30 protein-coding genes and 1 pseudogene are annotated in these 26,084 nt (G+C 68.8%); 10 read left to right on the top strand and 21 right to left on the bottom strand.

The genetic code is table 11. From position 1 onward, the window contains the following. Positions 1-358, bottom strand: a pseudogene (locus ACTWQE_RS26910) (Acg family FMN-binding oxidoreductase); the annotation flags it as partial. A 250-nt stretch (positions 359-608) separates the two neighbouring features. Beyond that, the gene (locus ACTWQE_RS26905; RefSeq protein ID WP_443331649.1) at positions 609-950 is read right to left on the bottom strand and encodes a MerR family transcriptional regulator; all 342 of its coding nucleotides are present in this window, start codon (positions 948-950) and stop codon (positions 609-611) included. A 643-nt stretch (positions 951-1,593) separates the two neighbouring features. Between ACTWQE_RS26905 and ACTWQE_RS26900 the strand changes: the two genes are divergently transcribed. Further along, positions 1,594-2,007 carry an ATP-binding protein gene (locus tag ACTWQE_RS26900; protein ID WP_443331648.1) on the top strand — a complete coding sequence of 138 codons (414 nt, stop codon included), beginning with the start codon at positions 1,594-1,596 and terminating at the stop codon, positions 2,005-2,007. Positions 2,008-2,089: 82 nt separating this feature from the next. Here ACTWQE_RS26900 and ACTWQE_RS26895 read toward each other — a convergent pair whose 3' ends face one another. The 3 genes from ACTWQE_RS26895 to ACTWQE_RS26885 all read right to left on the bottom strand — a co-directional run bounded on the left by ACTWQE_RS26895 (position 2,090) and on the right by ACTWQE_RS26885 (position 3,633). Beyond that, entirely contained in the window at positions 2,090-2,479 is a 390-nt protein-coding gene (locus tag ACTWQE_RS26895) for a hypothetical protein (protein WP_443331647.1), read from the bottom strand. A gap of 394 nt (positions 2,480-2,873) precedes the next feature. Beyond that, positions 2,874-3,068, bottom strand: a complete 195-nt coding sequence (locus tag ACTWQE_RS26890; protein ID WP_443331646.1) for a hypothetical protein — start codon at positions 3,066-3,068, stop codon at positions 2,874-2,876. 262 nt (positions 3,069-3,330) lie between these two features. Then, on the bottom strand, positions 3,331-3,633 hold the full coding sequence (locus ACTWQE_RS26885) for a hypothetical protein (RefSeq protein ID WP_443331645.1): 303 nt from the start codon (positions 3,631-3,633) through the stop codon (positions 3,331-3,333). A gap of 162 nt (positions 3,634-3,795) precedes the next feature. Here ACTWQE_RS26885 and ACTWQE_RS26880 point away from each other — a divergent pair, with 162 nt between their 5' ends. Next, on the top strand, positions 3,796-4,077 hold the full coding sequence (locus tag ACTWQE_RS26880) for a hypothetical protein (protein ID WP_443331650.1): 282 nt from the start codon (positions 3,796-3,798) through the stop codon (positions 4,075-4,077). A gap of 159 nt (positions 4,078-4,236) precedes the next feature. Here ACTWQE_RS26880 and ACTWQE_RS26875 read toward each other — a convergent pair whose 3' ends face one another. Together ACTWQE_RS26875 and ACTWQE_RS26870 are read right to left on the bottom strand one after the other, a co-directional pair. Next, positions 4,237-6,171, bottom strand: coding sequence for a hypothetical protein (locus tag ACTWQE_RS26875; protein WP_443331644.1), 1,935 nt, complete (start codon positions 6,169-6,171; stop codon positions 4,237-4,239). Between the two features lie 423 nt (positions 6,172-6,594). Continuing rightward, positions 6,595-6,921, bottom strand: a complete 327-nt coding sequence (locus ACTWQE_RS26870; RefSeq protein ID WP_443331643.1) for a hypothetical protein — start codon at positions 6,919-6,921, stop codon at positions 6,595-6,597. A gap of 305 nt (positions 6,922-7,226) precedes the next feature. On the opposite strand from ACTWQE_RS26870, the gene ACTWQE_RS26865 reads away from it, so the two are divergent. Next, complete coding sequence (locus tag ACTWQE_RS26865) at positions 7,227-8,183, top strand: winged helix-turn-helix domain-containing protein (RefSeq protein WP_443331642.1); 957 nt, start codon at positions 7,227-7,229, stop codon at positions 8,181-8,183. Positions 8,184-8,313: 130 nt separating this feature from the next. On the opposite strand, the gene ACTWQE_RS26860 is transcribed toward ACTWQE_RS26865, so the two are convergent. Next, positions 8,314-8,526: an integrase core domain-containing protein gene (locus ACTWQE_RS26860; protein ID WP_443331641.1), complete on the bottom strand. Its 213-nt coding sequence runs from the start codon at positions 8,524-8,526 to the stop codon at positions 8,314-8,316. Between the two features lie 20 nt (positions 8,527-8,546). Between ACTWQE_RS26860 and ACTWQE_RS26855 the strand changes: the two genes are divergently transcribed. Beyond that, a complete protein-coding gene (locus tag ACTWQE_RS26855) occupies positions 8,547-9,023 on the top strand; it encodes a hypothetical protein (RefSeq protein ID WP_443331640.1) in 477 nt (158 codons plus the stop codon). Positions 9,024-9,119: 96 nt separating this feature from the next. On the opposite strand, the gene ACTWQE_RS26850 is transcribed toward ACTWQE_RS26855, so the two are convergent. Next, the gene (locus ACTWQE_RS26850; protein WP_443331639.1) at positions 9,120-10,508 is read right to left on the bottom strand and encodes an AbiJ-related protein; all 1,389 of its coding nucleotides are present in this window, start codon (positions 10,506-10,508) and stop codon (positions 9,120-9,122) included. Positions 10,509-10,707: 199 nt separating this feature from the next. On the opposite strand from ACTWQE_RS26850, the gene ACTWQE_RS26845 reads away from it, so the two are divergent. Together ACTWQE_RS26845 and ACTWQE_RS26840 are read left to right on the top strand one after the other, a co-directional pair. Next, on the top strand, positions 10,708-12,129 hold the full coding sequence (locus ACTWQE_RS26845; RefSeq protein WP_443331638.1) for a competence protein CoiA family protein: 1,422 nt from the start codon (positions 10,708-10,710) through the stop codon (positions 12,127-12,129). A 116-nt stretch (positions 12,130-12,245) separates the two neighbouring features. Continuing rightward, on the top strand, positions 12,246-12,437 hold the full coding sequence (locus ACTWQE_RS26840; protein WP_443331637.1) for a hypothetical protein: 192 nt from the start codon (positions 12,246-12,248) through the stop codon (positions 12,435-12,437). A gap of 299 nt (positions 12,438-12,736) precedes the next feature. On the opposite strand, the gene ACTWQE_RS26835 is transcribed toward ACTWQE_RS26840, so the two are convergent. Further along, the gene (locus ACTWQE_RS26835) at positions 12,737-13,564 is read right to left on the bottom strand and encodes an alpha/beta fold hydrolase (RefSeq protein ID WP_443331636.1); all 828 of its coding nucleotides are present in this window, start codon (positions 13,562-13,564) and stop codon (positions 12,737-12,739) included. A 211-nt stretch (positions 13,565-13,775) separates the two neighbouring features. Here ACTWQE_RS26835 and ACTWQE_RS26830 point away from each other — a divergent pair, with 211 nt between their 5' ends. From ACTWQE_RS26830 to ACTWQE_RS26820, 3 genes are all read left to right on the top strand, one after another. Then, on the top strand, positions 13,776-14,873 hold the full coding sequence (locus ACTWQE_RS26830; RefSeq protein WP_443331635.1) for a nucleotidyltransferase domain-containing protein: 1,098 nt from the start codon (positions 13,776-13,778) through the stop codon (positions 14,871-14,873). An 11-nt stretch (positions 14,874-14,884) separates the two neighbouring features. Next, on the top strand, positions 14,885-15,763 hold the full coding sequence (locus ACTWQE_RS26825; protein ID WP_443331634.1) for a helix-turn-helix domain-containing protein: 879 nt from the start codon (positions 14,885-14,887) through the stop codon (positions 15,761-15,763). Between the two features lie 63 nt (positions 15,764-15,826). Next, positions 15,827-16,720: an IS982 family transposase gene (locus ACTWQE_RS26820; protein WP_443331633.1), complete on the top strand. Its 894-nt coding sequence runs from the start codon at positions 15,827-15,829 to the stop codon at positions 16,718-16,720. Between the two features lie 260 nt (positions 16,721-16,980). On the opposite strand, the gene ku is transcribed toward ACTWQE_RS26820, so the two are convergent. Beyond that, positions 16,981-17,652: a non-homologous end joining protein Ku gene (gene ku / locus ACTWQE_RS26815; RefSeq protein WP_443331632.1), complete on the bottom strand. Its 672-nt coding sequence runs from the start codon at positions 17,650-17,652 to the stop codon at positions 16,981-16,983. A gap of 255 nt (positions 17,653-17,907) precedes the next feature. Between ku and ACTWQE_RS26810 the strand changes: the two genes are divergently transcribed. Beyond that, positions 17,908-18,234, top strand: coding sequence for a hypothetical protein (locus ACTWQE_RS26810; RefSeq protein WP_443331631.1), 327 nt, complete (start codon positions 17,908-17,910; stop codon positions 18,232-18,234). Between the two features lie 457 nt (positions 18,235-18,691). Here ACTWQE_RS26810 and ACTWQE_RS26805 read toward each other — a convergent pair whose 3' ends face one another. The 10 genes from ACTWQE_RS26805 to ACTWQE_RS26760 form a co-directional block, all read right to left on the bottom strand. Then, positions 18,692-18,841: a hypothetical protein gene (locus ACTWQE_RS26805; RefSeq protein WP_443331630.1), complete on the bottom strand. Its 150-nt coding sequence runs from the start codon at positions 18,839-18,841 to the stop codon at positions 18,692-18,694. Positions 18,842-18,986: 145 nt separating this feature from the next. After that, on the bottom strand, positions 18,987-19,247 hold the full coding sequence (locus ACTWQE_RS26800) for a hypothetical protein (RefSeq protein ID WP_443331629.1): 261 nt from the start codon (positions 19,245-19,247) through the stop codon (positions 18,987-18,989). Next, positions 19,244-19,549, bottom strand: coding sequence for a DUF6247 family protein (locus ACTWQE_RS26795; protein ID WP_443331628.1), 306 nt, complete (start codon positions 19,547-19,549; stop codon positions 19,244-19,246). The genes ACTWQE_RS26800 and ACTWQE_RS26795 overlap by 4 nt, the downstream gene beginning before the upstream one ends. 85 nt (positions 19,550-19,634) lie before the next feature. Further along, complete coding sequence (locus ACTWQE_RS26790) at positions 19,635-20,069, bottom strand: GNAT family N-acetyltransferase (protein ID WP_443331627.1); 435 nt, start codon at positions 20,067-20,069, stop codon at positions 19,635-19,637. Between the two features lie 12 nt (positions 20,070-20,081). Beyond that, complete coding sequence (gene tpg / locus ACTWQE_RS26785; RefSeq protein ID WP_443331626.1) at positions 20,082-20,636, bottom strand: telomere-protecting terminal protein Tpg; 555 nt, start codon at positions 20,634-20,636, stop codon at positions 20,082-20,084. A gap of 4 nt (positions 20,637-20,640) precedes the next feature. After that, positions 20,641-22,761, bottom strand: coding sequence for a telomere-associated protein Tap (gene tap / locus ACTWQE_RS26780; RefSeq protein ID WP_443331625.1), 2,121 nt, complete (start codon positions 22,759-22,761; stop codon positions 20,641-20,643). Positions 22,762-22,869: 108 nt separating this feature from the next. After that, positions 22,870-23,766, bottom strand: a complete 897-nt coding sequence (locus ACTWQE_RS26775; protein ID WP_443331624.1) for a hypothetical protein — start codon at positions 23,764-23,766, stop codon at positions 22,870-22,872. Then, a complete protein-coding gene (locus ACTWQE_RS26770) occupies positions 23,763-24,671 on the bottom strand; it encodes a sigma-70 family RNA polymerase sigma factor (RefSeq protein ID WP_443331623.1) in 909 nt (302 codons plus the stop codon). Before ACTWQE_RS26770 ends, ACTWQE_RS26775 begins: the two co-directional genes overlap by 4 nt. Then, positions 24,668-24,889, bottom strand: a complete 222-nt coding sequence (locus tag ACTWQE_RS26765; RefSeq protein WP_443331622.1) for a hypothetical protein — start codon at positions 24,887-24,889, stop codon at positions 24,668-24,670. Before ACTWQE_RS26765 ends, ACTWQE_RS26770 begins: the two co-directional genes overlap by 4 nt. A 637-nt stretch (positions 24,890-25,526) precedes the next feature. Beyond that, on the bottom strand, positions 25,527-26,084 hold a 558-nt coding region (locus ACTWQE_RS26760; RefSeq protein WP_443331621.1), incomplete at its 5' end, for an HNH endonuclease family protein.

The raw sequence follows: 26,084 nt of genomic DNA, 5'->3' as shown, positions 1-26,084 counted from the left end.
TCACGGACCAGATCAAGCAGTGTCTCGGCATGCCAGGGGCCGGGGAAGAGCAGCACCGCTCCCTCCTGTGCGGCGGCGTTCTGCAAGGCGGCCTTCACTTCTTCGGGAAGGTCCTTCTCGGCGAAGGGATGCCGGCTGGTGTGCCGCTGCCGGATCGCCGGGTGCAGGCGCGCCAGGTCCTCGTCCCCCGTGCGCCCGGACAGGTGGACGGCGGCCAGCAGCAGCGGGTCCTGCGGCTTGGGCAGCAGCGTTGTGTCCGGGACAAGGCGGGCGTGCGCGGCGGCTACACGCAGGTTGAACAGTGCGCCGCCCCACAGCCGATGTGCAACGCCCGGTTGCTGGGATCGGAGCGGGGCATGGCCCGCTCGGGATCGGCGCGCAGCAGCAGGCGGTCCTCGGCGACGTTGGGCGGGGTGGTTTCCGGGGCCAACCTGTTGGCCAAGGAGGAGTTCCGCGACCGGATCCGGCACTGGCCGGGCAGACGCGTCGGCCGGAGCTCGCGGCCAAGGCGCACTGACGTCGGTGGAGGGGAAGAGGGCCCCGTCCGGTCGGCTGCCCGGTGGTGATCGGTGTGACCTGCCGCCGGGTGTGTCGGCAGGTCGTGGACTTCAGGCGTCGGCGGTGTGGTGGGGCTGCTGGGTCGCGGCGTGGCGTAGTTCTTCGTTGATGCGCTGGGCTTCTTCGAGCTGGTCTTCGAGGATGACGATCCGGCAGGCGGCCTCGACGGGGGTGCCCTGGTCGACGAGTTCGCGGGCGCGGGCGGCGATGCGCAGCTGGTAGCGGGAGTAGCGGCGGTGTCCGCCTTCGGAGCGGAGCGGGGTGATCAGGCGGGCTTCGCCGATGGCGCGCAGGAAGGCGGGGGTGGTGCCGAGGAGTTCGGCGGCGCGGCCCATGGTGTAGGCGGGGTAGTCGTCGTCGTTGAGACGGTCGAGGGGGTCTTGTTCGGTCATCTGCACCTTCGTTGCGGGAACGCGGTCGAGGGGCCCTGGTTGCCGTGCAACCAGGGCCCCGAGGGATTTCAACACCATCTGCCGGCTTACTGCCGTGCCGGCCTTCTTGTTCCGCAGCTCGGCCTGGGAGGCCGGGCATGCGGGGATCGCGGTTGCGTGACCGGGGACCACCTTCCAATCCGGGGTCTTGCGGTACCCGGGCGGTGTTGCTTCCTCGCCCGGGCGATCCTGATGGCGTCTGCCTCCTCCTTCTTCCTTCTTCTGCTTCGTGCTGCTGGAACTGCGGTACTGCTCACGGCCCCCCGGTGGGGCGCCCGGCCCGGCGGCCAGTGAGGGGGCCCTGTCTACCTTCCGGCCCCACCACTCCGCCGCCGTGCCGCTCCTGCTTGGACCTGCATGCGCGGCAGTTCGTCCTCTGCCGCGCCTCACTCGATCTCGTGGCTTCGGACAAGACCGTAACCCCCTCACGCACTCCATGTCTACTCTCGCCATGACAGATTTCCTGCACGGTTGGGATGCCTTCTCTGTCGGTCGCTGGTGCCGGAAACCTGCACTGCCGATGCAGGAGTGATGTCTGATCGCCCGCCATGGGGGCATACGAGCCCTCCCAAGCAGCACAACCGAAACAGGTGGGGTTACGCGCATGAACAGCACGAAGAGCACCACCCGGCTGTCCGTTCCCGCTCCGACCGTGGTCCGGGGGGAGAACGCGGCCGACCTCCACCGTGCCCGTCGCGCCGCGCGCGTCTTCGCCGACAGCCTCACTCCCCCGCCGGACCCCGGGGCGGCCGACACCCTTGTCCTGGTGGTGTCCGAACTCATCACCAACGCCCTGCGCCACGGCGGCGGCCGGTACACCCTCGAACTGTCCGCCGGGCACGACACGCTGAACGTGGCCGTCAGCGACCCCAGCCCGGCGCCGCCACGCGACCGCACCCCCGACCTGAACGGCGGTGGCGGCTTCGGCTGGCCCATGGTCCGCCGGCTCGCCCGCACCCTGACCGTCACGCCCGGCCCCGGACGCGGCAAAACCATCCATGCCCAGCTCCCCCGATAGGCCTCGGACTCGGCCTCGGCAATCAACGGAACCGCCTGGTTGGCGCTGAGAGTGATCTCGGTGCCCGGGGGCGGGTGCGCCGTCAGGACGTTTGAGGCACGGCACGGGCCAGAGGTTCCAGGTCGCCGTAGAGGGCGGCGTGCAATGCGGCGGCCAGCTCGCGGGCCCGGGGCTCGCCGTCCACCTCGTACAACACGAAGTAGACCGGGCCAGCGGAGGAGTCCGGGCGAATCTGGCGGGAGCGGATCAGGCGGATGACGGCCGCGCGGACGGCGTCGTACACCGCTGAGTCGATGCTGTGCTGCGGCGCGGTGAGCGCGTCGGCCTTCACCGTCCAGCGCGGGCCGTGGCGCTCGACGGCGACGAACACCGCGCGCTCCTGTTTGGCCTGCCTATAGACGGCGTTGAAGGCGTCACCACCTGTCGCATCCGGGATCAGGTCGGCGGGGCAGGGCACCGGCAGCGGCTGCATGAGGGCATCGTGCCAGCACGGACGGGCGGATGCGGGCGTTGACGCGGAGCGTGTCCTTATAGGCACGGGGGACGTTGAGACGGCGACACGTGCACTGGTGTGGACCCCACGTCGGGCCGGTGCGGTCCGCGGCTCCGATACCTGCCCGGCACCGGGGCCGCGTCAGCTCCCCACAAGACATACGAAGGTCCCGATCTCCCCGAGCGGTCGGGGCCTTCGTGCTGCCCGGCGCCGTTGCGTGCGACCCGGCTGAGGGGATGGACTGGTGGGGCTGCCGGACCGGTGGGCCCAACCACGGTGTGCCGGCCCGGCAGCCCTGGAGCGCGGCGCCGACGGGCGCCGTCCGGCTCCTTGGGGGTGCGGTGCGGGGGCGGTGGGGGCCGTCACCGCGCGGTCAGCGTCCGGGCCAGGCGTAGCGGCGGGCGAGGATCGTCCACTCCTCATCCGCCTGACCGGGCACGGCCCGTCCGGCGCTCTCCCACTGCTCGGCGAGCGCGGTGAAGATCGGCTCCAACTCGGGGCGGGGAACCGTTTCGCTTCCGCTGCGCTGTCCGCCGATGACGGGCGCGAGCCGCATCGCCGTGGTCACGCCCGGTTCAACGCCGCCTGGGCCGTCCGGGTTACCCACGCGCCGGCCTGGTTTCCCGGACGGCGGCGCGGGCCTGATCGGCGTCCAGCAGAAGGGCGAACTCACGGAAGGCGATGTCCATAACGTCGTCGGGGGCAGCCTGCTGGCCCTGGGTGCGCGGCGGGCGGCGAGCCGGTGCGGCGCCCGCGGGCCACGATCCGCTCCCGCTCCGCGTCGTCGAGGGCGTCGTCGTTGAGCGCAGCTAGAACTCGCCGCCACAGTGTCACCGCTCGCTCCCGTCTGTGGGTGCGGGCACCGCGGTGGCTGGCTCCTCGACGGCCGCAGCGGTGTCGTCGTCGTCCGGCGCGGCGGCCGAAGGGGCCGTCCTGCCCGGGAAGGGCGCCCAGAACGGGAGCGCCCTTGGCCCGATGGTGTCCGTAGACCATGCGCTCAAGCTCCCCGCCATCTGGCCCGGAATGCTCCCGACAGTCTGGAGGGCGGCGAAGTCGGCGTGCGCCGCTCCGACCGCTTCGGGATACGCCTGCCGCCTGGCGTGCTCGGCGAGCACCCGGTAGATGCTCGACAAGCTCGGATTCTGACCCTTGCGCCTGCCCGTGGGGATGATCCGACCGGGCTGGATCTGCTCGACCGTCTCACCGTTCGCCCGGCGCCACAGGACCGTGAAGATCACCTGGCAGTGCGGGGCAGGCCTCTGTACGCCGCGGTCGCGCGGGTCAACGCCCGGGCCATGGACCGCGACGTCTACGGCTCCCTCCCCCTGAAAGCTGCCGCGCTGCTGCAGAGCCTGACGAAGCTGCCGTGCCTGGAGCACTCCAATGAGGCCTTCGCCTGGCACGCCTGCGAGGCCTATCTAACCTTGAACGGACTCCGGCTCGACTACCCGCCCAAGGACGCGGTCGCGCTGGTCAGGGACGCCGCCTCCGGGATCCTCGGCATCGCCCGGAGGGAGCTAATCAACGGCGGATCTGCTGCTCAAGGGGAGACGCCAAGTGAGCGAGACGACGAGTGAACTCATCCTCCCTCGCACCCGTCGCCGGCCTCCTGGCCGGGCTCCCCGCCGTCCTGCAGCCGATCCCGCCTCGGCCCCACCCGCCGAACCCCCCTGAACCGTCATACGGTCAGTCCACCCGACCCCGCCAGCCCCTCACATAGGAACAGCGAAAGCCACTCACACGGTGGAGACAGCCGAGGCGAGAGTGGTGATGATGCTCCGATCGGCTGGCCTGGCACTGAGGAACACGATTGTGATCAACCCGGCAGCTGCCGCGGCCGCACAGGTCAGTGGCGCCAACGCGATGATTGTCACAGATGGCCATGCCGGGGAGTCCATCGGTGAAGCCAGCCACGATGCCAGGACCTCGCTCAGTCCTGCGGCGATCAAGGGGAGGACGAAGAGCGCCGTCCACAGCGCAAGGGGACCCAGCTCCTCGCGACCTGCGACTGGTGCCGCGAGGGCACCAGCGGCGGCAACGACGCAGAAGACCATGACGAAGGAGAGGAGGAGGACCCACTGTGACGCTTCCCGTGACATGCCGGTACCCACGATCCATGTGCCGCCTGGTGTGTCAACGGAGTTGGTCGCGGACAAGTGCCGATGGGCCAGCCTCTTCACATCCGGCACAGACAGCGAAGCCCCATCGCTGCCCAGGACGATCAGCCAGACGGGTCGCGCCGTATCGGTCGCCTCCCGGGCCGGGGACCGGTGTGTGGCGGTCAGGGCTCCTCCGGTCGGTCCCAGGCCATTCCAGCGCATGAATTCCCCAAGCCGGGCATCACCGGCGTGGCCCCCGCCGCCGGTGATGTCTGTCGGTTCGGGCGAACAGGGGGCTGCGAACTCGTGCAACGCAGCGCAGGAACCCACGAGTTCGATTCGGGGGTTCCCTCTCGCATCGTCTCCCCTGTCGCGCACGGCGAGCAGCCTCGCTTTGTCGGGCAGAGCCTTCTCGAATGCCCTCATTCCATCGGCCGACGCATGGCTACTCACCTCGACGATGCTGGTTCCGACGCGTTCGCGGGTGCCTCGTGCCTCGCTTGCCAGGTCTCCGGGCATGCCGCTCCACAGCAGGGCCTGTCCTGCGAGCGTGAGGGACAGCACAACGGCGGACACCAGTGCGGTCAACGGCAGCGGATGCCGCTTCAAGGCCACGCCCATGGTCTGCACCGTCTTGGTGCCTTTCCTGTGCCCGGCTCGAACCAGCAGGCCGCCGCCTGCCGTCAGCGCCGTCAAGATGGTGGCCGGTGCACAGATCACGGCAATGGCCAGGCCCGTCAGATAGACCGTGAGGCGCGTGTTCGCGGGAGCCAGCTCGGTGCCCCGCACCGTCACCAGCAGCGCGAGGAGGAAGAGCCAGCAGCATCCTCGCCTGATGCGATGCGCATGACGTGCGATGTGGCAACGGCGAGGCTTCGGGTTGCCCGTGGGGCGCCGCCGGAGTCCGACAAGCAGGGCTGGCACTGTCAGTAGCGTGACGAGGTGAGCCGCGCCCACCAGGGGCAGGGCAGAGCGCACGTCGGCACGGTCCACTACGAAGTCCACGCCGGGAACGTGGAGGTCGGTGAACAGGGCACACAGGCTCACGGCACAGCTCGCCGCCGCTCCCAGGGCCAGGGGGCGCGGTACACGTGGAAGGCGCCCAGGCCGCTGCCCTGCGTGCCCGGCACGCACAGGGCCCCGCTCACGTTCCCGCACGGTGTTCATGCCTCGGGCGGCGACGGCTGCGAGCAGCAAGGAGGGCACCACGGCCAAGCCGAGCAACCCCCAATAGAGGCGGTCCACATCGAAGACGTACACGTGCCGGCCCATGGGGAAGCCTGCCCCTTGCCGTCCGAACCCGGCGACTTCCCACATGTTCTCCCTGTCGGCCAGTCCGGCCGCGGGAGAAACATAGGCGAAGCGCTCACCAGGGGATTCAAGCCCGTCCTTCGAGATGACCCCGGCGAACCGGCCGTATCGCGAGGTCACCCGTTCTCCCTTTCCGGCTTCTATCAGGCCTGGGGAGAGGAATGCCTCACCCGGCTCGGGCCAGCGACGGAGACCGGGCGGAGGTGGCGAGTTCTTCACCAGAGGAATCACAACGACTACGTCGTGGGTGAAGTCCCCCACCGTGTCGACGGTCGGCTGCCACAGAGCCACCGGCTTCGTGCCGTCCCCTGGCGTCACCTTCTGCGGCACCCGGTCAGCGCTGCGCCTCTCCTGTCCCTGATGAGCGGCGTGTGCCACTGCTACCGCGGACAGGCTCATGGCCAGCAGGCAGGTGGCTGCCGCCAGGATCCATTGATGGATCCGCCATGCCGCACGGCACCTGCCGTGCCGGACTGCCAGGCCTGTGGCCCGCCCGGTTCCTGCCGCCGGCCGGTGTGGAGCGGCGGGTGAGGGTGCAGGGCTCATGAACTCACTCCGAGTACGTGGGGAACGCAGGGGACGTCAGCTGATGCGAGGTCTCAAGGGCCGGGGCCCACGGGAAGGCTCTCGCGGGCCCCGGCTCGTCACGGGACAGCCCTCCTGGGGCGCTGCCCAGTCACCTCGTCAGGGCCTCCAGCCGCTGCACTTGTCCGGGGCGTCGTTTATCTCCTTGCATGCCTGGATCTTGAAGATGCGGGAACCGGAACCGCTCTTCTCCCACTTGTTGAACCCCCGCTTGTTCCACAGCACACGCTTGGTGCCCGGCGAGGCCGACCGGTAGTAGTGCGCCTTGACCTTGTGGCCGTCCGGCTTGGTGTCCTTCACCTTGATGCGCTTGTTGTCGGAGAAGGTCTTGGCGTAAACGCCGTCGGTCTGCGCCGTGATGGCGAAGGCGGGCGACGCGCTGGTGATCGCGGCTACGGCTACGAGCGCGGCCGCGGCCCGCTTCATGCCTGAACTGTGCACGATGCTGTTTCCTTATCCTCAGGGCAGCGTTGAAGACCGCTGCACATGGTGTTGCCTTCCTTGGGCTGCGGGACGGGCTGGGCCAGAGGCCGGCACCACGCTCCGCGTTACGGGCAAGCCCGCCCAGCTGCCAGAGCCGGGGTCCGCTCGTTCCGTACGGTTGTCAGCTTGTGGCCGAGGCGGGTGGGGCAGCGACGTGATTCGATCTGGGCCGAACATCGGCAGCACGAAACAATCGGGCAATGACGTTGCGGATTCACTTCACCGGCGAAGACCTGGCTCGTACACGCATGGCTCAGGCGCCCCGACCGTTCCTGGAAGTGGGCATGGCCTTATGGATGCTGCGGCAACCGGCCTGCACCGCACGGTTCGACGCCTGGCAGCGGGAGGCGTTCAAACAACTGGCGCCCCCGATACGCAAGCTGGCCGCCCAACACCCCCAGATAGGACACTCGCCCGATTTCGTGTGGACCCCGACATCGGCCGAAACCCCAAGGGACGCCCTTGAGATCGTGTCCGCCGTCCCTCTGCGCCAGGTCCAGGATCTGGTGACGCGTCTGGCCAGGCGGAACCAGAAAGCCCCCGACTGGAAACGTCGTCTTTGTGAAGACCGCGGGGCCCTGGCCCAGTACAACGGCATGCTGCACAGCGTCCACGAGCAGGTCATCAAGCCGTACTGGCCGAAGATCGACAAGCTGGCTTCCGCGGAGCGGGCACAGCACATGCAACGCCTGACCGAAGGCGGGGTCGACAGCATGCTGGCCGGCCTCGATCCACGCAGAATCCGCTGGAGCCCGCCCGTGCTCGAACTCGCCTTCCCCGGCCAGCTCGACGTCCATCTCGGCGGCCGGGGGCTGCTCCTCATACCGACACTGTTCGGCGGCGACCCCTTCTTGGGCGTAGACCCCTTCAACGTCGAAGACACCGAGCCTCAGCGGTGGCTGTCGTTCTCCATCCACCGCGGCGAACAGCCACTCACCACACAAGGCCCTGCACCATCAGGCGCGCCACAGTCCTTGTCCGCGCTCCTGGGACGAACCCGCGCCGCCGTGCTGTGCGCTATTGCCGAACATCCCAACTGCAACACGACCCAGCTCGCCAGGCGGGTGGCCATCGCAACCGCCAGCGCCAGTGAACACGCCACCGTCCTACGATCAGCCGGCCTGACCGCTGCGGCACGCCACCACAACATGATGCTCCACACCCTGACCGCCGCCGGGCACTCCCTCCTCAGCGCCAGCACCTAACCAGAAGGCGAGCGCAGGAGGTCAGGACGTGCCGGCCCGGCAGCCCGGCCGGCGGGCATCAACCGGTGGCCGGGCAGAGGGGAACGAGTCCGGTGCGAACTACTGAACCGGCCCGGGTTCGGTAGAGATCTCAGATTGTGGTTGTGACCTGGGGCTTCGTGGACTTCATGTAGTGGTTGGCCTCGTACTCGACGGGCGGAACGTGGCCTATCTCACCGTGGAGGCGCCGGTGGTTGTACCAGTCGACCCACTCGGCGGTGGCCAACTCGACCTGGGAGAGCGATTTCCAGGGAACGGGAAGGTCGTGCCATGACTCGATCCTTTCACGAAATCGAGTCTCCATTCGAACCGGGGCGGTTCAGTGTGACGTATATCGACTCCCTGTTGCCTGCTCTGGCGAAGGAGCCGAGCTGGTTCTGGGAGGACCACTACGAGGCGTGCAAGAACCTCGTAGAGAAGGCGACGTCCGAGCTGAAGCTGCGCTACGAGGCGAAGATCCGGCGGGCACAGGAGACGTTCGCGCAGCTGACGGACCGCATGTCAGACAGCGAGAAAGCAGCCGTGGTCGCCGGCCTGTCGGCGGCGCCGCTGCCCAGCCGGTGGTTCCTGTACGTATCCACGCAGTGTCCGGCATACAAAAGTCCCGCCCTCCTCAGCGGGCGCGACAAGGACGGGGAGTACGGAGATATCTGGTTCCTCCCGCGCTTCTTCGGGTGCCGGGTCTGCAAGCTCACGCTGACCGGCCCAGAACTGGATCTCGTCGCGGGTATGAAAGCCCATTCACTGGGCACTGAAGAAGAGGTGGATGACGACTGGGAACCCGACTTCGACCTCATGTGATCCAGCAGCGCACATCCAACGCCGCTGATCACGTCTGGCGATCCGGTGCCCCTGCCTCGGTGCTGAGGCAGGGGGCACTCATTGCGAGTGGATGAGCTACGGACATCTGTCAGGTGTGCGGTCCAGGAGCGTTCGAAAGAAGTCGGTGAGCACGGGCCGAGCGCGCTCGCGGTCGCGTAGTTCGTCGTGGCCGAAGCGGAACACCTCGTATCCGCGGAACTTCAGGTCGCGGTCGCCGGCCATGGTCGCGGCGTACTTTGCGCTGTCGGGTACGGCTCCGCCGTCGCGTGTGTAGTGCTGCATGCCGTCGACTTCGAGTACCACGCGGCGGTTCGCGGGCAGCAGCATGAGGAAGTCCATGCGGAGGTTCTGCATGGCGCGTTCCCCGCGCTCGCGGATGGTCTTGGGGTCCCAGTGCACCCATATCTCTGGCAGGAGAGCGGGTACGTCGTGCAATTGGCTCTTGTACAGGTTGTGGTAGAGCCAGAACAGGTTCTTCTGGCCTGCGGATTCACGTGGCAGGGAGGCCTGCATGCGGTGGTAGAGGGAGTGGCTGGCCGTCTCTGTGTCCTTGATGCTGCGGGTCTCCTGCCACCAGGACAGCAGGTCGCTCCAGGGGAGCCCGTTCTTGCTTACGGGGTGGTTGTAGACCAGGATTTCGTCGGCTCGTTCGGCGATCTCGATGTCGTTGTCGAGGGCGCTGGTGAAGCGGATGTCGGGCTTTCCCTGGGTGGCGAAGATGAGGTTGCGTGGTCGGCGGGCGGTGCCGCGACCGAGCTTGTGCAGGTGGAATTGGGGGTAGCCGTCCTTCTCCCCTTCTTGGCGGAGCTGTGCGCCGACCGGCTGCAGATGGCGGTTGGCCAGTTCGACGAATCGGCGCTGTGCCCGTTCGTCAGGAAGAACTTCTGGGGCGGCCAGGCCCTCGAGGAAGCGACCGAATCGAGGGTGTGTGGCTTCGAAGGCTCTGAGCTGCTCGAAGAGGTCCTCGGTCGACCAGTCGCCTGGAAACCTGATCACGTGGCGCTGGATGTCGGAGCGCAGGGTGCCGAGGTGGGGGCCCCACACGTTGAAGTCGTCCTCACCGAGGTCCCACAGGCGGCCCAGCAGGGCCAGAAAGCGGTCCGGATAGCTGAGGTGGTCGGAGAGGTCGAGTTCCTTGGCCAACTCTCGCCGGGTGCGGCCGGGTATTTCTACGTAGTCGCTACCGAGCCACACAACGTCTTGCAGTTCCATTTGCTCGGGAGCTGAAAGGGGCTCGCTGTCGAGAACTGCCTGGGCCACATGAGGCAGTCGGTCGTCTGGACAGGCCCCCAGGCTCGCGGTCAAGCGCTCGTGCTTGGTCGCTTGGTCTTTGGGAGGGGGTGAGGGCAGGCCGAGTCGCCCGCACAGCGCCGGAAGATCCTCATGGCGGTATCGCTGGTACAGCGTGATGCACACGCCTTCGATCAGGCTCCGCAACCGCTGGAGGTCCATCTGCTCAGCCATCCCACGATGATGAGCCAGGTCACGCTTCGGATTCCAGACGTGGCCGCACTGGGCCGTCCACGAGTTTTCCCACGTGGCGGAGACGGGGTTCTGCAGTAGGTACGACGCCGCAGGCTGAAGCCCTCTGTCAGTGGTGCCTGGTATCTGCTGTCCTGTCAGATACGCCGTAAGCATGCCGGATCGCTGGGAGATGCGATTCATGCCTTTCACCGCGCTGCACCCCGAACTGGGCCTCCTCGACTCGACCCTCCATGGTCTCGGACACGACCTGGAGTGGGGACAGATCCACAAGGTCCACCCCCGCGTTCTCCTCACCTGCCCCGACTGCTCCTGGGGCCTGCACCCGAAGGTCTCCCGTTACGGCGTCCGGTTCTTCTGTCACGACCGCGACCGGCCGGAGTCGTGCGAGCTACTGAACGAGTCGTGGGAGCACCACATGCTCAAGCTCGAGATGGCGAGCGCGATCCGGGCGGCCGGGTGGTTCGCGACGTTGGAGGTGCCGGCCGAGGACGGGTCGTGGCGGGCGGACGTCATGGCCTCGTCCGCTGACGGGAGCCGGCGTATGGCCTGGGAGGCGCAGCTGTCGCCGATCACTGTGGACGACATCGCCGCCCGCACCGACCGGTACGCGGCGGAGGGGGTCCGGGTGTGCTGGGTGCACCCCGGCGCGAGGCCGCCGCAGTGGATCAGCGCGGTGCCGGCCGTCCGGGTCAGGGCTCCGCAGGAGCGAGATCAGCCGTGGGTGGTGGACGACGGGCTCGCCGGGTTCGTGTACCGAAGCGGGCGGTGGGAGTTCCAGGAAGAGCCCGTGGAGCGGTTCGTGCGGTGGGCGCTGGAGGAGCAGCTCGTTCCCGCCGAGGTGCTGCCCCGGTACCGGCGGGTGTACCGAATTGTCGACGGTGAGCAGCGGCGGTTCCGCCGGGATCGGTGGTGGACGTCGCGGAAGTCGATCGCTGACCAGGGCAGGCACGAGGTGATGCGGCAGCGGCAGGATGCCGCGCGGGCGGAGCGGGAGGCCCGGCAGAAGGAGCAGGAGGAGGCTGCGGAGCGGCGCCGCCAGGAGGTGGAGGAGCAGGAGCGGGCGCGGAAGGCCGAGGAGGCTGAGCGTCGACGACTGCAGCGAGAAGAGGAGGCGCGTCTGCGCCTGGAGGAGGCACGGCGGCGGTGGGCGGAGGAGGATGCGCGCCGGGAGCAGGAGAGGGTGGAGCGCGAGGCGCGTCTGGCCCGCGAGCAGGCCGAACGGGAAGAGAGGGAGCGCCAGGACCTGGAGACGGCGCGGGCGTGGTGGGGCCGGCTGTCGCCGCAGCAGCAGACCGAGCTGTTCGCCGCCGTCGCCGAGCACGCCTGGCGCGAGTCGAATCTGCGGGTGGAGGTCCCGGAGAAGCCGATGATGTGGCCGCAGTACGCCCGCGGTATTCCGGTCCACGCGGCCGACAAGCAGCGAACGCTGTACGGGATCGTGCGGCCCTGCCCCGACCTGGTCGCCGACTGCCCCACGCTCGCGGAGGAGCTGGTCTTGGTTCGCAGCGCCCACGAGTCGCGCGAACTCGCCGCCGTCCTGCCCCGGGGCCGGATCGTCCACCTCGACCTGCCCGAGCACGAACAGCTCACCATGTGCTGAAGCAGCTGGCTGGCAGCACTTCAACGGGAACAGCATCGCAACCACGTAGTGCTGCCGCTCTTGCCTCGGCGCTGAGGCGGGCCCGACCGGGCCCGCCCTATGTGCTGCTCGATGACGTGGCAGATCATGGCAGGGGCCTGCTCCAGGCCGCCGCTGTACTGGCCGACGAACTCCTTCACGCCTACGGCATGCCGGAGACGGGGCTGATCACCACTGATGGAGAACTCCGCACCGACGGCTTCACCGATCGCAACCGAGGCGCCCTCACGGTCTGGGCGCGGCAGCACGACCTCATTGAGGCAACATGACGGCCCTTCGGCGGGCGTCTGGAGCTCTGCTCAGCCTTCCCCTCGTGGTACGAGGCTCAGGTGAGCCGGTTGGCTTCGTTGATTTCTAGGAACAGCGTTCGTCGACGGTTTCCGGAGGCAGTTGGTGATCAACTGCCTCGTGAATGTCGAGAGAAACGACGGCACTGTCGTTGCCTCGACGTGGGACGACCATCCGCACGTCAGTGCGGGTTTTTGACTCGGTAGATCATCAGGAGTGGACCTGTTCAGGGGCGGCTGAGCCACGTGGCTCAGCCGCCCCTGAACAGGTTTCCAGCCGCTCAGCTCTCCCGCAGGACCTCACGCAGTCGGGTGGCGAACGCGTCGGGATCCTCGACGAAGCCGGTGTGGCCGCCGGGAAATATCGTGGGCTCGATGTTGAGCGCCGCGGCCAGGGATCGGGAGGTGCGGTCGCAGAGCTGCCCGGCGGAGTCCGCGCCGATGCCGACCACGATGCGGCCGGTCGTTGAGCCCAGGGCGGTGATGTCTGGCTGCCAGTGTGTGGTGGCACGCATCTCGTGGGCGAACCAACGGCGCTCGTCCGCGACCTGCTGCGGATCGCGCTCTCCACCGAACATCTGCTCAATCACGGGCTCGGGCAGGGCGATGTCGGCCTGCGCGAAGAACTTCTTCCAAGCCCCCATCACGTCGCCGGCGAGATAGGTGGCGATGAGCTCTTCGGTCTCCGCATGCAGCTGGTCGCGGTCCTCCAGCAGCTCATCCAGCGGGGGCTCGTGGGCGATGACGGTGTGGACCTGCTCGGGCTGGGCCTCGGCGAGGGCCAGCGCGCTGACGGCGCCGCCGCTGGATCCCAGGACGACGGCTGGGCCCGCGTCGAGGTGGGTGATGAGCCGGGACAGGTCATCGGCACGCAGCTGCGGGGTGGAGTCCTGGCCAGGGTCGTCGAGGCGGCTGCGGTTGATGCCCCGCGGGTCGGTGGTGAGCACGGTGTGGTCGGCTGCGAGCAGGCCGGCCAACGGCGCGAAGGCCGCGGCGTCCATCGGAGCGCCGCAGAGCACAACGAGGGGGCCCTGGCCGCGCACCTCGTAGTGCAAGCGCGCGCCGGACACCTCCAGGGTCCGGCCGATGTCGGTTGAGGTGCTGCTCATGAGTCCTCCAAGTGCGGTGTAGTGATCTCCGGTCGATCACTTGGACTTCCCCAGGGAGGCAGATTCATCGCTCGTGGCCGGGGCAGGAGCTTCATGCGCGGCTCGGGCCAGGATGAGTCCAACGCCTTCCGGTGCCTCCCAATCAACATCACCCGAGACCGTGGTTCGGGGCGCCAATGGACGCCCGCCGCGCCTGGATTACGCGCAGCGAGTGGCATTGGCGCTCCTGCCGCCTCAGCTGACGTGGCGGCGGCCGGTTGACGGGGCGGCGGCCGGTGGGCTCGATGCCGCGGTCACCGAATTGATGGCCGCGGAGAGCTTGCCATGGGCTCGGCCGGGTGAGGACCTGACCGATCCCGTCCTGTATGCGTGGTCGGTCCTCTACGCTGCCCAGGCGGAGGCGACAGCGTGGAGGGGCGGGGCAGTGAAGCGGGAGCGGGCCACGGCGCTGCTGGAGGAGATGCTGCGCTGCCTCGATGCGGGCGGTGGCTGGCCGCTTGAGCTGGTCGAGGCGTTGTATGTGTTCGGCTCCTACGCCCGGGGCGCGCTCGCGCCGCACGATGTGGATGTTGCGGTGGACTTCCGCCGGGATGAGCGGATGAACCAGCACCTGGTCTCTTGCTTGTTCTCCGGCCGCAACCCCTACTCGGAGCTGAGGCAGGCGCTGGTCGGGCGCAGGCGCGGCATCCAGTTCCAGTTCGAGACCTCCGAGCGTCAGCAACTGGAAGCTGAGGGCGTGCAGATGCTCCGTGTGTGGCACCGCGGCGACACCCTGCAGCAGGCCCTGGAGGTGCTGCACGGCATCAAGGAGGACCCGGACGCCGGACGGGCCGCGCGCGACGACATGATCGAAGAGTTCGAGGGCCTGGACCGCGCGATTCCCCGCCCGGTCCGCCAGGAACTGATCACCTGGCGGGACGCGGGCCGGCTCACCATCACCCGTCTCGCTCTCCCCGACTCGCCAGCCGAGCCGGCCGCCCGTGAGATGGCCTGGGCGATCGAGGGTCGATGGGTGGCGCACAGTCCGCTGCGTCGCGCCGCTCTGGCGGCCCTGGAGTACCTGCAGCACCGCGGTGTCGACCTCAGCGAGGTGGATCTGGCCGGCGACCGGCTGCCCACCCCCGCCCGCATGGCGGGAACCTTGCTCGAGCCCCGCTGGTGGGTCAACTGGAAGTGGCGTTGCTACCAGTCCATCCCGTACGCGCTCGCCGACGGGGACGGCTGGCTGGAAGTCCTGGCCCCCACCCGCACCCGGCCCCTGCACGCCCTGATGTTCACACCCGGGACCATGCCCCGGGCCGAGCGGTAGAGCCGCCGCGCATGGCCTTCTACGACATGAACCAGCGAGAGCGCATCGTCTTCCTCCGCGCCCTGGACGCCATTGTGGCGCTGATGAACCAGCCGTTGACGGACGCCTCCCGGCGGGCCATCATCCGGCTGCTGGCCGCCTTATTCGATGCCGGCCCCGCGGGCACCGGCGACACCGCCAGCGAACTTACCTGGGCCGCCGAAGCGGCCCGCGACCTCCGCCTCCCGGACCGTGCCGCACCCGACCAGGCCCGGCAGTGGGTCCACACGGCGCACGAGTACCACGTGCGCAGCACCGAGATGCTCGCCGAATGGCCCGGGAAACACCCGTGCTGGAAGCTCCACACCCTGGGCGTCCTGCCGCGCCGCCTGGTCCTGCTCACCAACGCCCAAGGCCTGAAAGTCAGTGCCCTGGCGGCCCGGGCAGGCCTTCCGGCTCCCCGGGTGCGGAACTGGCTCAGCGGCGCAGGCAAACCCGACGCCGACGCCCGCCACACCCTTGCCAAGGCCCTGGGCATCCACCCCGGCTGGCTCGCACCCGAACGGGACGAGCACGTCGATCCTGTCTACCGCTTCCGCCACGGCTGCCCCTGCGACGCGGCCACCTCGTTCACCCTCGACTGGCTCGACCCGGACCCAATGGGAGCCGCGAGCACCGACCGGGGATGGTGGTGCGACGGATGCGGCCAGCCCTACCTCGCCGACACCACCGGCCGGCTCTACCCCGCCCCCCTGTTCGTCCGGGACGAACGCCACCCCTACCCGGCAGTCGACCCCACGACCGACCTCAGCCACCCCTGGCCCCACGCCCTCTGGGTCGCCGAACCCGACCCCCAGCGCACCGGAGGCCCCTACCGGCTTCCCCTCTCCTATGAGCACATCCCGTCCTAGACGAGTCATTCCGAATGCTGACGGTGTGTCCGGGAACGCAGACAGGGCGTCCAAGATCGTTGTGTGACGAACAACCTAGACGCCCTGCTGACCGCACTGTACGTGAAGATCGATGACGAGATCGGAGGTACCCGATGGCTGGGTCGGCCGCCGCAGCTGACGGATTCCGAGCTGATCACCCTTGCCGTCGCGCAGGCTCTGCTGGGCTTTACCTCGGAGTCGCGCTGGCTGCGGTTCGTGGACTCCCGACTGGGAGCGATGTTCCCGTACGTGCCCAGGCAGCCGGGCTGGAACAAGCGGCTGCGGGCAGCGTTGCCGCTGGTCAGGAAGGCGATACGGCTGCTTGCCGTCGATACGGACTTCTGGTTCGACAACCACTGGATCGTCGACTCCACGCCGGTGGAGTGCGGCCGCTCGCGGCCGACGGTGAAGCGGTCGGACATGGCCGGCTGGGCCGGATACGGGTACTGCGCCAGCCACAGCCGGTTCTTCTGGGGCCTGCGCCTGTTCCTGGTGTGCACTCCGACCGGCATGCCGATCCTGTGGGCCCTGGCGAACCCGAAGATCGACGAACGTGAAGTGCTGACCGCGATGCTTGACCGCGAACCGGAGACAGTCGCGGACCGGCCAGGGCTGCTGGTGATCTCGGACAAGGGCTTCGCCTCCAAGGAGTTCGAGGCCGATCTGGCTTTCCGGGGCGCGGAGTTGCTGCGACCGACGTTCAAACGCGAGAAGAAGCGCAAGGGCGAGAGCCTCTTGAAGTCGGTGCGGCAGCTGATCGAGTCGGTCAACGACACCCTCAAGGGCCAGCTCGACCTGGAACAGCACGGTGGCCGGACCTTCGAAGGTGTCGCCGTCCGCGTCGCCCAGCGCATCCTCGGGTTGGCCGCCGCGATCTGGCACAACCACAAGACCGGCCAGCCCGTCACGCGGTCCTTGATCGCTTACGACCACTGATCACATCGGAATGACTCGTCTAGTGACCATCACAATCGAGGATCACCTGGTATGAGCCGCCGTATCCGCCGTCGCCCTCCGGGCAGCAGCGGCGCAGTGACGGCCTCGGCCATCGCCATGCAGCGCGGGTCTGTCGCGTACGAAGGCATAGAGGCAGCGTAGAGGCGCCGCCTGTCGCCTGGTGGCTGGTCGCTGGCTTGCCGTGCTATTCGGTGGCAGCGCGCAATCGCCTGGTACATCGGGCACTGGGGGTTGTGGGGTCAGGCACGTTTGCGGGGTCTCTTCGCCGCCGTCTTCTTCGTCTTCCTGGCCGTGGACTTCCTCCCGCCTGCTTCCTTCCGTTGCCCGCCCCTGGCCTGCTGGGTTTTCCGGACGCTCTCTTCGAGGGCGGCCATGAGGTCGACGACCGGCCTGGCCGCAGCCTCCGGCTCCAGTTCGCGGCCTTCCAGTTTCGCCGCGGCGACCTGCTCCAGCGCCTGCGTGTAGTGGTCCATCGTCTCCTGCTCCGGCACCTCATCCATGCTGTCCATGAGCTCTATGGCACGCTGCAGCTCCTCGTCGGTCAGCTCTACGTCACCGCTGGGGGCGAGTCCGGCGTGGGGGCGGATCTCGTCGGGCCAGAGCATCGTGTGCATCGTCAGGGCGCCCTGGTGGATCCGGATCATCGCCAAGACTTCCTTGCCGCGCAGGGCCACCTTGCCGACCGCGACCTTCCCCGAACGCTCCAGGGCATCGCGCAGCAGCACATAGGGCTTCGCGGCCGCTGGCCCGTCTGCCCGGAAGTAGTAGGCCCGGTCCAGTTGGAGGGGGTCGATCTCCGAGGCGTGGACGAACGCGAGGATTTCGAAGGTCTTGGCGGTGGGGATGGGCAGGCGGTCGAAATCCTCATCCGTGAGCGGCACGAGCCGGTCACCGACCGGCCGGGTAGGCACTGACGATCTCCTCGTTCGGCACCTCGGCGCCGTCGAGCTCGCACACCTTTCGGTTACGGACCCGGGCGGGCATGGACCCGGTGGAGAGTGACGTCGTGGGACTCGGTAGCACCCACGACCTCGACCGGGATCGTGACCAGGCCGAAGCTGATAGCCCCCCGCCAGATGGGACGCGGCATGACATAACTTTCATACGGTTTTGTCATGTTATGCACGACGGCGGCGAGGGGGCTCACAGCGCCTAATATCGAACTTGTGAGCGAGAATATTCCGGAAGCCGAGGAGGCCCCGCCCTGGCGTAGCGACATGGGCGTCCCCGAGCCCGAGGTCACCTGCTACCCGCCGGGCAAGGCCCCGGGCCTGGCGGTCTACGTCCAGGGCCGGTGGCGCTACGCCCTCGTCCGGATGCGCCATACCTGGGCGGATGGCCGGGTGGCGTACCACGTCAGCATCCGGCTCCCCCGGCCATCGGAGTGCTCGTACGCGCGGGCGTACTGGTGGGACCAGCCAGGGGTACAGCAAGTACATCCGCCGGGGGACCGGCGGAGAGCCACGGCAAGGAAACCCATCGACGGGATCTGATCAGGAGTACGCCACGGGATTCCGCGACCGATGTGGCGTCACGTTCGCTCCTCCGCCCGCACCTCGCCAGATCTTCAGCAGAGCCTCGTACAGGGCCCACTCACACACCCGCCCTGCGAGACTCCTTCGGTGAGCTCCATACGCCGCCCGCTGGGCACCGGCCCCCGCCCTGTCGACCCCACCGCCGAAGACCCGCGGCCACGCGGAACCACCCCCGCCGAACGGGCAGCCGCCAACACCCCTGACCCCCCGGAGCAGACCGAGATACTCCCGCAGACGGGCCGCCGCCGACTCGGCCCGGGACCCTGCCCCTGACCTCAACCGTCAGACCGAGGATTCCGTAACAGTGAGGGACCGAAGCGACCACCGGACTGCTCCTCCCTACCGCCCCGTTGTTCGTGGCATTCGAGCCCTTGCAGTGCCGACTGTTGCTCCCCTCCCCTGCCCAGCCGCTGACTCACTTTGGTGTCCAGGCCAACGGCCAGCCGATCACCATGCACTGCCCGACGTGCTCGGGTTTCGGCTTCCAGCAGCCCTCGCCCAGGTGCTCGGCCAGCCAGACGCGCCGCCGGCCTTCCTGCCCGAGGTAGAGGGGGGTGGGAATCACGTTCAGGATGCACAATTTCGACCGTTGACTTGCTGAGCCACAGAACGGAAGCCCTACGGCGTGAAAGGCCGGAGTCGGAGGTGCGGAGGTACCGGAGCCGAACGGCCGCCAGGCCGTGCGGGGCGCTTGTGGTGTCGGAGCCGGGTCAGCCGAGCCAGAGGATGTTGATGACGTACAGGCGGCCGGCGGTCCGGTTGATCCAGTAGACGGCGGTGAGCTGTCCGACCGAGGCAGAGCGCACGTCCTCACCCTCAGGATCCCGGTTGTTGAAGGCCGGGAAGCTCCACGGGTCGCGCGAGGCGATGTCCAGCACGTCACGGAGCATCTCGCGGGCGTGCTCGGGCAGGTCATCGACCGCGGTCAGGGCCTGCGGGGACAGCCGCGCCTGCCAGGCCGCGTCGCTCACGGGCGAGCCCCGAGCACGTCCTCCAGGGCGATCCCGTCGGAGTCGTCCATGCCCGAGGCGACGAATGCGTCCACGGCCGGGGCAGCGGCCAGTCGGGCCTGCCAAGTGCGGACGACGTCGTGCAGCGGGGCGAGGCTGTAGCTGTGGCGGGAGTCCTCCAGCGCCTTGGCCCAGTCCCGCTCAAAGGCCGGCCCCCACTGCTCGGCGCGCCGGTCGGTGCGGATGCGCGCGAGCAGCTGCGCGGCTGCGGCTGGAGCGGGGGCGGGCGGCGGGACGGGCGCGTACTCGGGCTGGGCGCTCATGGGCTCCTCCAGGCGGGTCTCATCGTCACGGTACGCCGCTGCTCCCCCAGCCGGGGTCGCAACGGCGTAGAGCGGGGGCTGGGGATTATGGGCGCTCGAACCGAGGCGGCAGGTCGTTGTGGTCGGCGGCCCGGATGTGCTCGCAGAGGGGTTCTCGCTGGGTGAAGGCAGCGCCGGTCTCCCGGGCGAGGACAGGGAAGAAGCGCTGCGCCTCGGGGGATTGACCGGTCGTGGTCCAGTGGTAGTCCTGCGCGATGCGTATCGCGCGCAGGACCATGCGCCGCCCCAGCCCCTGGCGCTGCCAGTGGTCTGCGATGGAGATCTTCGCGATGTGGCCGCGACGGCACGGGGTGCAGATATGCCAGTACAGCACCGCCGCGTCCCAGCCTGTTCGGTCACACACGCGCAGGGCCTGGAAGTCGGCATCCCGGGCTGCCGGGTAGTAGAGCCACAGCTGTTTCCGGAAGGGATGCCAGCGCAGGAGTCCCGCCCACTCTTTATCAGTTAACCCCTCAGGCATGGCGTGCTCCTTTTAGAAGGAGAGGTCGACGTAGTCGATGTCGGTGAATTCGACTTCGAGGTCGGCGGCGCGGCGTCCGCCGTCCTTGAAGTAGATTTCCTGGAGTCCTTCGGCGACGATTGTGCGCATCTGCTGGTCGGTGGCGCCCTGTTCTCTGGCGTCGAAGAGGCGGGCGGCGTAGTCCGGGGGGAGGTGGACGGTCAGCCGCCGGATGCGGCCGTCGTCGGTGGTGCCGATGGGGGCGGTGTAGCCGAAGCGGGCGCGGGTCTCCACGGTGATGCCGGTGCTGGTGGCAGCCTGCTTCCGGCGGCGCTTGCGGACCTGCGGCTGCCAGCGGGCGCGGACGGCCGCCTCGATCCGGTCCGCGATGTCCTTCGGCGGCTTCTTCCGCTCGCCGGTGCGGTAACGCTCCACCGACCGCTGGGTGACCCCGAGTTCCTGGGCGACGGCCCTGGTGGTCTTGAGCTGCTTGATCAGGAAGTTGATGCGGGCCTGGAGGCCCTTGGGTGGCTCGCGGGTGAAGAGCTCCTGGTCGGCGCGGTGGAGGGCGTCGTGGATATCCGTCACGGGGTTACTCGCCTTCGTCCATGACGGCGTCGCCGCCCTTGATGTGGCGGGCGGGGTTGGAGCCCTGCTCCATCAGATCCACCGCCCACGCCATCCCCTGCACCCCTTCGACCTTGCACAGGCCCGGTGTGGGGCCCAGGCGGAAGGACCCGGGCAGCGGCTTGCCGGAGGTGGTGTAGGGCAGGAAATCAAGCGGGCTGGGGCCCGGCGAGGCGTAGACGACGCAGTCCGAGAGCACTGCGAGCGGGTACTGGCCGGTCGCCTCCGCGGTCTTGGCCATCTTGCGGTGCATGTTCACGCGGGCCTTGGAGATGACCGCGGCCCGGATGTCGGGGCGCCAGGTGGGGCGCTCCAAGGCCGGCCAACGCTGGCCGTCGCGGTAGTGGCGGCCCTGTGGACGCTCCCTGAGTTTGCCGACGCCGCCCTTGACCGTGGACTTGACCGCCGCAAGCACGGCCGCCATCCCGGGGTCGGCCTGCTTGTGCTGCTCCATCGCGGCCAGGAACTGGTGGTCGTCCAAGTCCGTGGTGACGCCCAGGTCGGCCATCGTGTCGACGTAGGCAGTCTTGAGGCGGTCGTGCCACGGGTCGAGATAGGCGCCGGTCTCCCGCCGCAGGTACGCCTCGATCGGGGCGACGTCGTAGCCGAGCTGGACGGCGTAGGCCACGGTGTGGGTCTGGTACCAGGCCGGACCCTCCGGGCGCTGCCCCGACGGGGTGAACGGCGACGGCAGGCGCGGGTCCAGCTCGATGCCGGAGAGGTCCACGTACCAAGAGCCGGGGATCTTCTTGTCGAACACCGGACGCTGGACATACTCGGGGCCGGACAGGCCGACGACCAACCGGGCGGCCGCGGCGAGGAAGGCGGTGTTGATGTCCAGCCCGACCGCGAAGGGCAGCAGGCACTCCTCGTCCGAGAGCAGCTTGGGGTCACGCACCCATTGGTAGGCCTCCTCATCGAGGAAGCCGCCCGTCCAGCCCTGCGCGACCGGATGCTCGATCGGGGCCTCAGGCGGCGCCGGGTCGACCGGCTCGGTGCCCAGCGAACCGGAGTTGCGGCCGGACACCCACTCGCCGGTCTGCTCGTCCTTCACCGCCCGGGTCGGCGGGAGCAGCGCGGTCATCAGCTCCAGACCGGAGACGGCCGCCGAGCCGCGCGGGGTGATCACACGCTGGGCATAGACACCCAGAACTCGGGCCAGCTCGGCCGGCGGCAGTTCGGCCGCGCCGGGCCAGGCACGGGCATCGAGCGCGTCCCAGGGCAGGATCGCCAACTGCACGCACTGGCGCTGACCGGCCTTCGCCGGGCGGTAGATCCGCGCCCACGGGCCGAACCCGCGCTGCGTCAGCTTCCACTTCGCCTTCGCCACCTGCTTGACCACCGGGTGTTCCTCGGGAAGGCGCAAGCTACGGCGGGCCTCGAAGCCCTCAAGACGCTCCGGCAGACCGAGCTTCACGGCCGCCGACTCAGTCAGCACGATCAGCGGGTCGGAGTCCTTGCCGTTGCGATGCAGACGCGCAGCGCCGATCCCCGACTCCTTCAGGGTCCACTCGACCAGCTGCGGGATCGTGGTCGCCGGGCACTGCAGCAGGATGCCGCCCGTGCAGTATGCGGTGCCGTCACCGTCCAGCACGGCCAGCGGGCCGTTGGGGAACCGTGGATCCACGGCCGGCTTCGCGGCGGCCTTCTTCGCCGCAGGGCGGCGCGAGGACGTCGACGGCCCGGCCGTCCTCCTGTTCGCGGCCCGGGAGCTCGGGGCCGGCTCCACGGGCGCAGCCGGAGCGGCGACCGGCGCTTCGCCCCTACGGTCCGGTTCGGCAGGGGCCGCAGCGAACCTCTCCGACGCCGCAGCTGACGTACCGGGAGATGGCTCTGGGGCGGGGTGGTTTGCTGCCCACCCCTCCAGCAGGCGAATGTAGGCCTGCAGCCGCGGCGGCCGCGGCTCGGAGCGACCGTTCTCCCAGTTCTTCACCGTCTGCGGCGTCGACCGCAACACCTGGGCGAGACGCGCCTGCGTGACACCGGCCGCCTCACGCAACCGAGCACGCTCCGCCGGCGGCGGCAGCTGCGGCTCGCCGCTCAGCAGTGCATCTACCGCCTCGAATAGCTCTTCCTCGGTGGGCATGCTCACCTCCACGCGCAGCCTAGCACATTTTTAGCCCTGGATTTTCCCCTGAAATTACCCCTTAACCTATCGACCCGACGGCTCGCGGCACGCGGTCACAACGGGCGGTCAGTCATGGAGTAGCAGGCCGCTGGAGAGAGTGTCGAAGTCCGCCAAGATGTGCCGTGAGTTCCGTGGGCGGGACGACTTGGGTCGGGGCAGCCTCCTGGTCCGGGGATATTCTGGGCGGCCGGGGAGCCGGGGCCATCGTGCTGGGTGGCACCGGGAGGTGCCGGTTTTGTCGCCATAGACGGCGGTGACGGCCAGGATGATGCCGATGTGATCGGCGAAGTCCGCTCTGGGCAATGGGATTTCGAAATCGGGGTTGTCGAGGTACCCGACGGCGACAGCGCTGGGAACGTAGTCCATTACGGCACTGACGAGCTCAGTCCTCCTTCGCTCCGCGCTACCGACCAGGTGTCTCAGGACGCGCAGCATGGTGGGTGTGCTGGCATCGAGGTTGATCATCGGCTCCGGCGCGCCGGGAAGGGTTGCGTCTTCGGGGTCGGGCTGTGTGCCGGTGCGGGTTTGTCCTTGCCACCAGATCGCCAGAGCGATCTCTCCGTGCGCGAGGTGATGGAGGTACAGGCAGTAGGAGGCGGCGTCGTCTCCGGCGCCGGCGGCGTATTGCCACCAGAATCGGGCGCCTTCCTCGTCTTGGGCGAGCTGCAGTATGCAGCCCAGGGTCCGGGCGCCCGGCGGTGCCGGGAGATGCTCGGTGTCGAAGTTGCGCAGGGACGTGGCGGCGGTGTGGGCCACCACGGCCTCGCAGAGATTGGTCAGGTCGTCTCCTGCAGTTTCGCTGTCCCACCCGCGGCCGGGTCCAGGCGCGGGCCCCGGAGAGGCGGCGTCCAGCAGGGGGTGGGTGTCGGTATCCTCGCCGGGGGCGTCCGGGACCACATCGGCGGGTACCACGGGGTCGTCCAGGAGGCGGACGCGGGCGAGGAGTTCGTCGATGGGGGTCACTGGGACGGTCCTCCCGGGTCCGGCTGAGGGTAGATGGCGTTGGTCAGCTGTTGCTTGGCGTAGCGGTCGGCGAGGTGGACCGAGGCGAGGGGCACGCCGAGCACGTCGGCTATGGCGGCGTCGTGCATGCCGCGCATGTGCTTGAGCACCATGACGTCGAGTTGCTGGTCGGGCAGTCGGCTCATGGCCTGCAGGAGGGTCATCGATTCCTCGATCTGCGCCAGCTGCTGCGGCCCGGGGGTGCGGTTCAGCGCGACGGTGTTGAAGCCGGCGGCGCGCAGGTCGGGCCGGCCGTCGTCGGTGTGAGGGGTGCGGGCCATGACGGCCTGGCGCAGGACCCGCCAGGCGAACCTTTCGATGTTGGGGCTGGTGAGGGCTTCGTGCCAGCGCAGCCACAGGACGTCGAAGGTTTCGTCCACCAGGCGGTGGGCCTGGCCGGCGTCGGGCAGAAAGGCTCGGGTGTAGGCCATATAGGGACGCTTCTTGCCTTCCATGAAGCCCCGGTGGTCCACCGGCGGGAGGGCAGGGCCGATCGAGAGGGCGACCTTCTCAATGCACCTGTCGATCCAAGCGGGCTTCTTCCTGGCTTCGACCGCTGCCGCCCTCCACAGCCGCCGCATGGGCCAGGTCGGCATGTCCAGGACGTGCATCACGCTGTAGGCGATCTCCCATCGGGGGTACCGGCCGATACCGCGCAGCAGCTCCGAGATCTTCGACTTCGCGTAGCCGGTGCGCTCGCTGAGGTAGGTGACCGTCAGGCCACTGGCGAGGAACCGGATGCGCACCGGCTCCAGCCAGGCACGGTGGGCCGCCCCCACGCTGGCGGCGACCGGTCCCAACTTGCGGCCTGGCCTGCTGGGAGGCTCGCCTTCGGGCCACTGGGGCAGCATGGGGTGTGAGTTCACCGGGCGCGCCCTTCATCCCCGCCCTCCGCCGTCGGCGAATGGCCGGCCCGGCCGCGCTCCGTGCCGCCGGTCAGGGCCTTGACGGCCTGCTGCACCAGCAGGCCGAGAGAGGGAACCAGTGCGGCGACCGCAGCCACCTGCCCGAGCACGGCCATCACCGCGCTCCATGCGCAGACCGTCATCAACACGATGACGATCAGTACCTGCTTTCTGAACATCTACCTTCCCAACTGCACGTACCCATGTCCGGAAGGCTCTTGGAGGCGGTGCCGACGCGCCGTCAAGTAGCCAGGGGCCAGCATGGACGCGCAGCATTCGAACACGCCACGTGATCATCGGATCACGGAACAATGCCATCAGGGCGCAGGGGCGCACGGTACTCCCCGACCGCCCAAGCGGGCGCGAATCCAGCAGACTTGACGCATTCGGCGAGAAGTTCCCGGTTCTCCTTGCAATTGCAGCCCCGGCACCCGCCAATAGGAGACCAGGCGCCGCTGGCGTCGGACCTTCCCGTCCGGAAGGCCGTGCCTCCCCGTGCCGAACACTGAGGGGGACACACGCTCCCGCCCGGCCCACGTCCGGGTGGGAGCGACCCGCCGACCACGACGTCTGCACCGCACCTCGTCGCCGCTGGCATCTATGCCCGGCTCGGCTTCCGCCGCATGGCCACCGCACTGATCGCCGCACCCGTCTCGACTGGCCACTCGTGGGCAGGCCCCATCCAAGACGCGGCGACGGCCGCACGGATTGGGCGGATGGTCACCTCAGCATGCCAGTGTGCGTCTCCGGCCCGAGCGCGGTCGAGCCGGGGACGCATCACAAGCTGCCCTTACAGCTACTCGGGCCGGGTGGCCGTCAGCAGCCGTTGAGGACGGAGGACAGGGCGCTCTTCTCCGCGGAGTCGACCGAGAGGCCGTAGTAGTACTTCACCTGGACCCAGGCGCGGGCGTAGGTGCACTTGTAGGTGGTGCGGGAGGGCCACCAGGTGGCGGGGTCCTGGTCGCCCTTGGACTGGTTGACGTTGTCGGTGACGGCGAGGAGCTGGGGGCGGGTGAGGTCGTTGGCGAGCGACTGCCGCTTGGAGGTGGTCCAGTTGTCGGCGCCGGAGTCCCAGGCCTCGGCGAGCGGGATGAGGTGGTCGATGTCGACGTCGGAGGCGGCGTACCAGGTGGCGCCGTCGTAGGGGGAGTACCAGCTGCCGCTGGTGGCGGCGCAGGCGGAGTCGGTGACGACGTTCGCGCCGTCGCGCTTGAGGACGGTCTCGCGGGTGTTGCAGGCGCCGCTGATGGTGATCCAGTGGGGGAACAGGTCGCGGCTGTAGCCGGTTCTGGAGTGCTCGGCCGTGGCGCTCATGGAGGCGAGGTAGGAGCGGGCGGTGGCGGCGCTGACCGGGGTGGGCAGAGCAGCCTGTGC

Source organism: Streptomyces sp. 8N706 (genome assembly GCF_052245415.1).
In the GTDB taxonomy this organism is placed as follows: Bacteria; Actinomycetota; Actinomycetes; order Streptomycetales; family Streptomycetaceae; genus Streptomyces.
The sequence above is the reverse complement of the archived record's forward strand: the minus strand, read 5'-3'. Positions and strand labels throughout refer to the sequence as shown.

What these genes read in the sequence shown, in the direction of transcription:
- tap (WP_443331625.1), bottom strand. Translation starts at nt 22,761, where the DNA reads ATGCCCACCGAGGAAGAGCTATTCGAGGCGGTAGATGCACTGCTGAGC.
- ACTWQE_RS26835 (WP_443331636.1), bottom strand. Translation starts at nt 13,564, where the DNA reads ATGAGCAGCACCTCAACCGACATCGGCCGGACCCTGGAGGTGTCCGGC.
- ACTWQE_RS26895 (WP_443331647.1), bottom strand. Translation starts at nt 2,479, where the DNA reads ATGCAGCCGCTGCCGGTGCCCTGCCCCGCCGACCTGATCCCGGATGCG.
- ACTWQE_RS26850 (WP_443331639.1), bottom strand. Translation starts at nt 10,508, where the DNA reads ATGGCTGAGCAGATGGACCTCCAGCGGTTGCGGAGCCTGATCGAAGGC.
- ACTWQE_RS26865 (WP_443331642.1), top strand. Translation starts at nt 7,227, where the DNA reads ATGGCTCAGGCGCCCCGACCGTTCCTGGAAGTGGGCATGGCCTTATGG.
- ACTWQE_RS26845 (WP_443331638.1), top strand. Translation starts at nt 10,708, where the DNA reads ATGCCTTTCACCGCGCTGCACCCCGAACTGGGCCTCCTCGACTCGACC.
- ACTWQE_RS26795 (WP_443331628.1), bottom strand. Translation starts at nt 19,549, where the DNA reads ATGAGCGCCCAGCCCGAGTACGCGCCCGTCCCGCCGCCCGCCCCCGCT.
- ACTWQE_RS26790 (WP_443331627.1), bottom strand. Translation starts at nt 20,069, where the DNA reads ATGCCTGAGGGGTTAACTGATAAAGAGTGGGCGGGACTCCTGCGCTGG.
- ACTWQE_RS26870 (WP_443331643.1), bottom strand. Translation starts at nt 6,921, where the DNA reads ATGAAGCGGGCCGCGGCCGCGCTCGTAGCCGTAGCCGCGATCACCAGC.
- ACTWQE_RS26905 (WP_443331649.1), bottom strand. Translation starts at nt 950, where the DNA reads ATGACCGAACAAGACCCCCTCGACCGTCTCAACGACGACGACTACCCC.
- ACTWQE_RS26860 (WP_443331641.1), bottom strand. Translation starts at nt 8,526, where the DNA reads ATGGAGACTCGATTTCGTGAAAGGATCGAGTCATGGCACGACCTTCCC.
- ACTWQE_RS26900 (WP_443331648.1), top strand. Translation starts at nt 1,594, where the DNA reads ATGAACAGCACGAAGAGCACCACCCGGCTGTCCGTTCCCGCTCCGACC.
- ACTWQE_RS26825 (WP_443331634.1), top strand. Translation starts at nt 14,885, where the DNA reads ATGGCCTTCTACGACATGAACCAGCGAGAGCGCATCGTCTTCCTCCGC.
- ACTWQE_RS26880 (WP_443331650.1), top strand. Translation starts at nt 3,796, where the DNA reads ATGGACCGCGACGTCTACGGCTCCCTCCCCCTGAAAGCTGCCGCGCTG.
- ACTWQE_RS26765 (WP_443331622.1), bottom strand. Translation starts at nt 24,889, where the DNA reads ATGTTCAGAAAGCAGGTACTGATCGTCATCGTGTTGATGACGGTCTGC.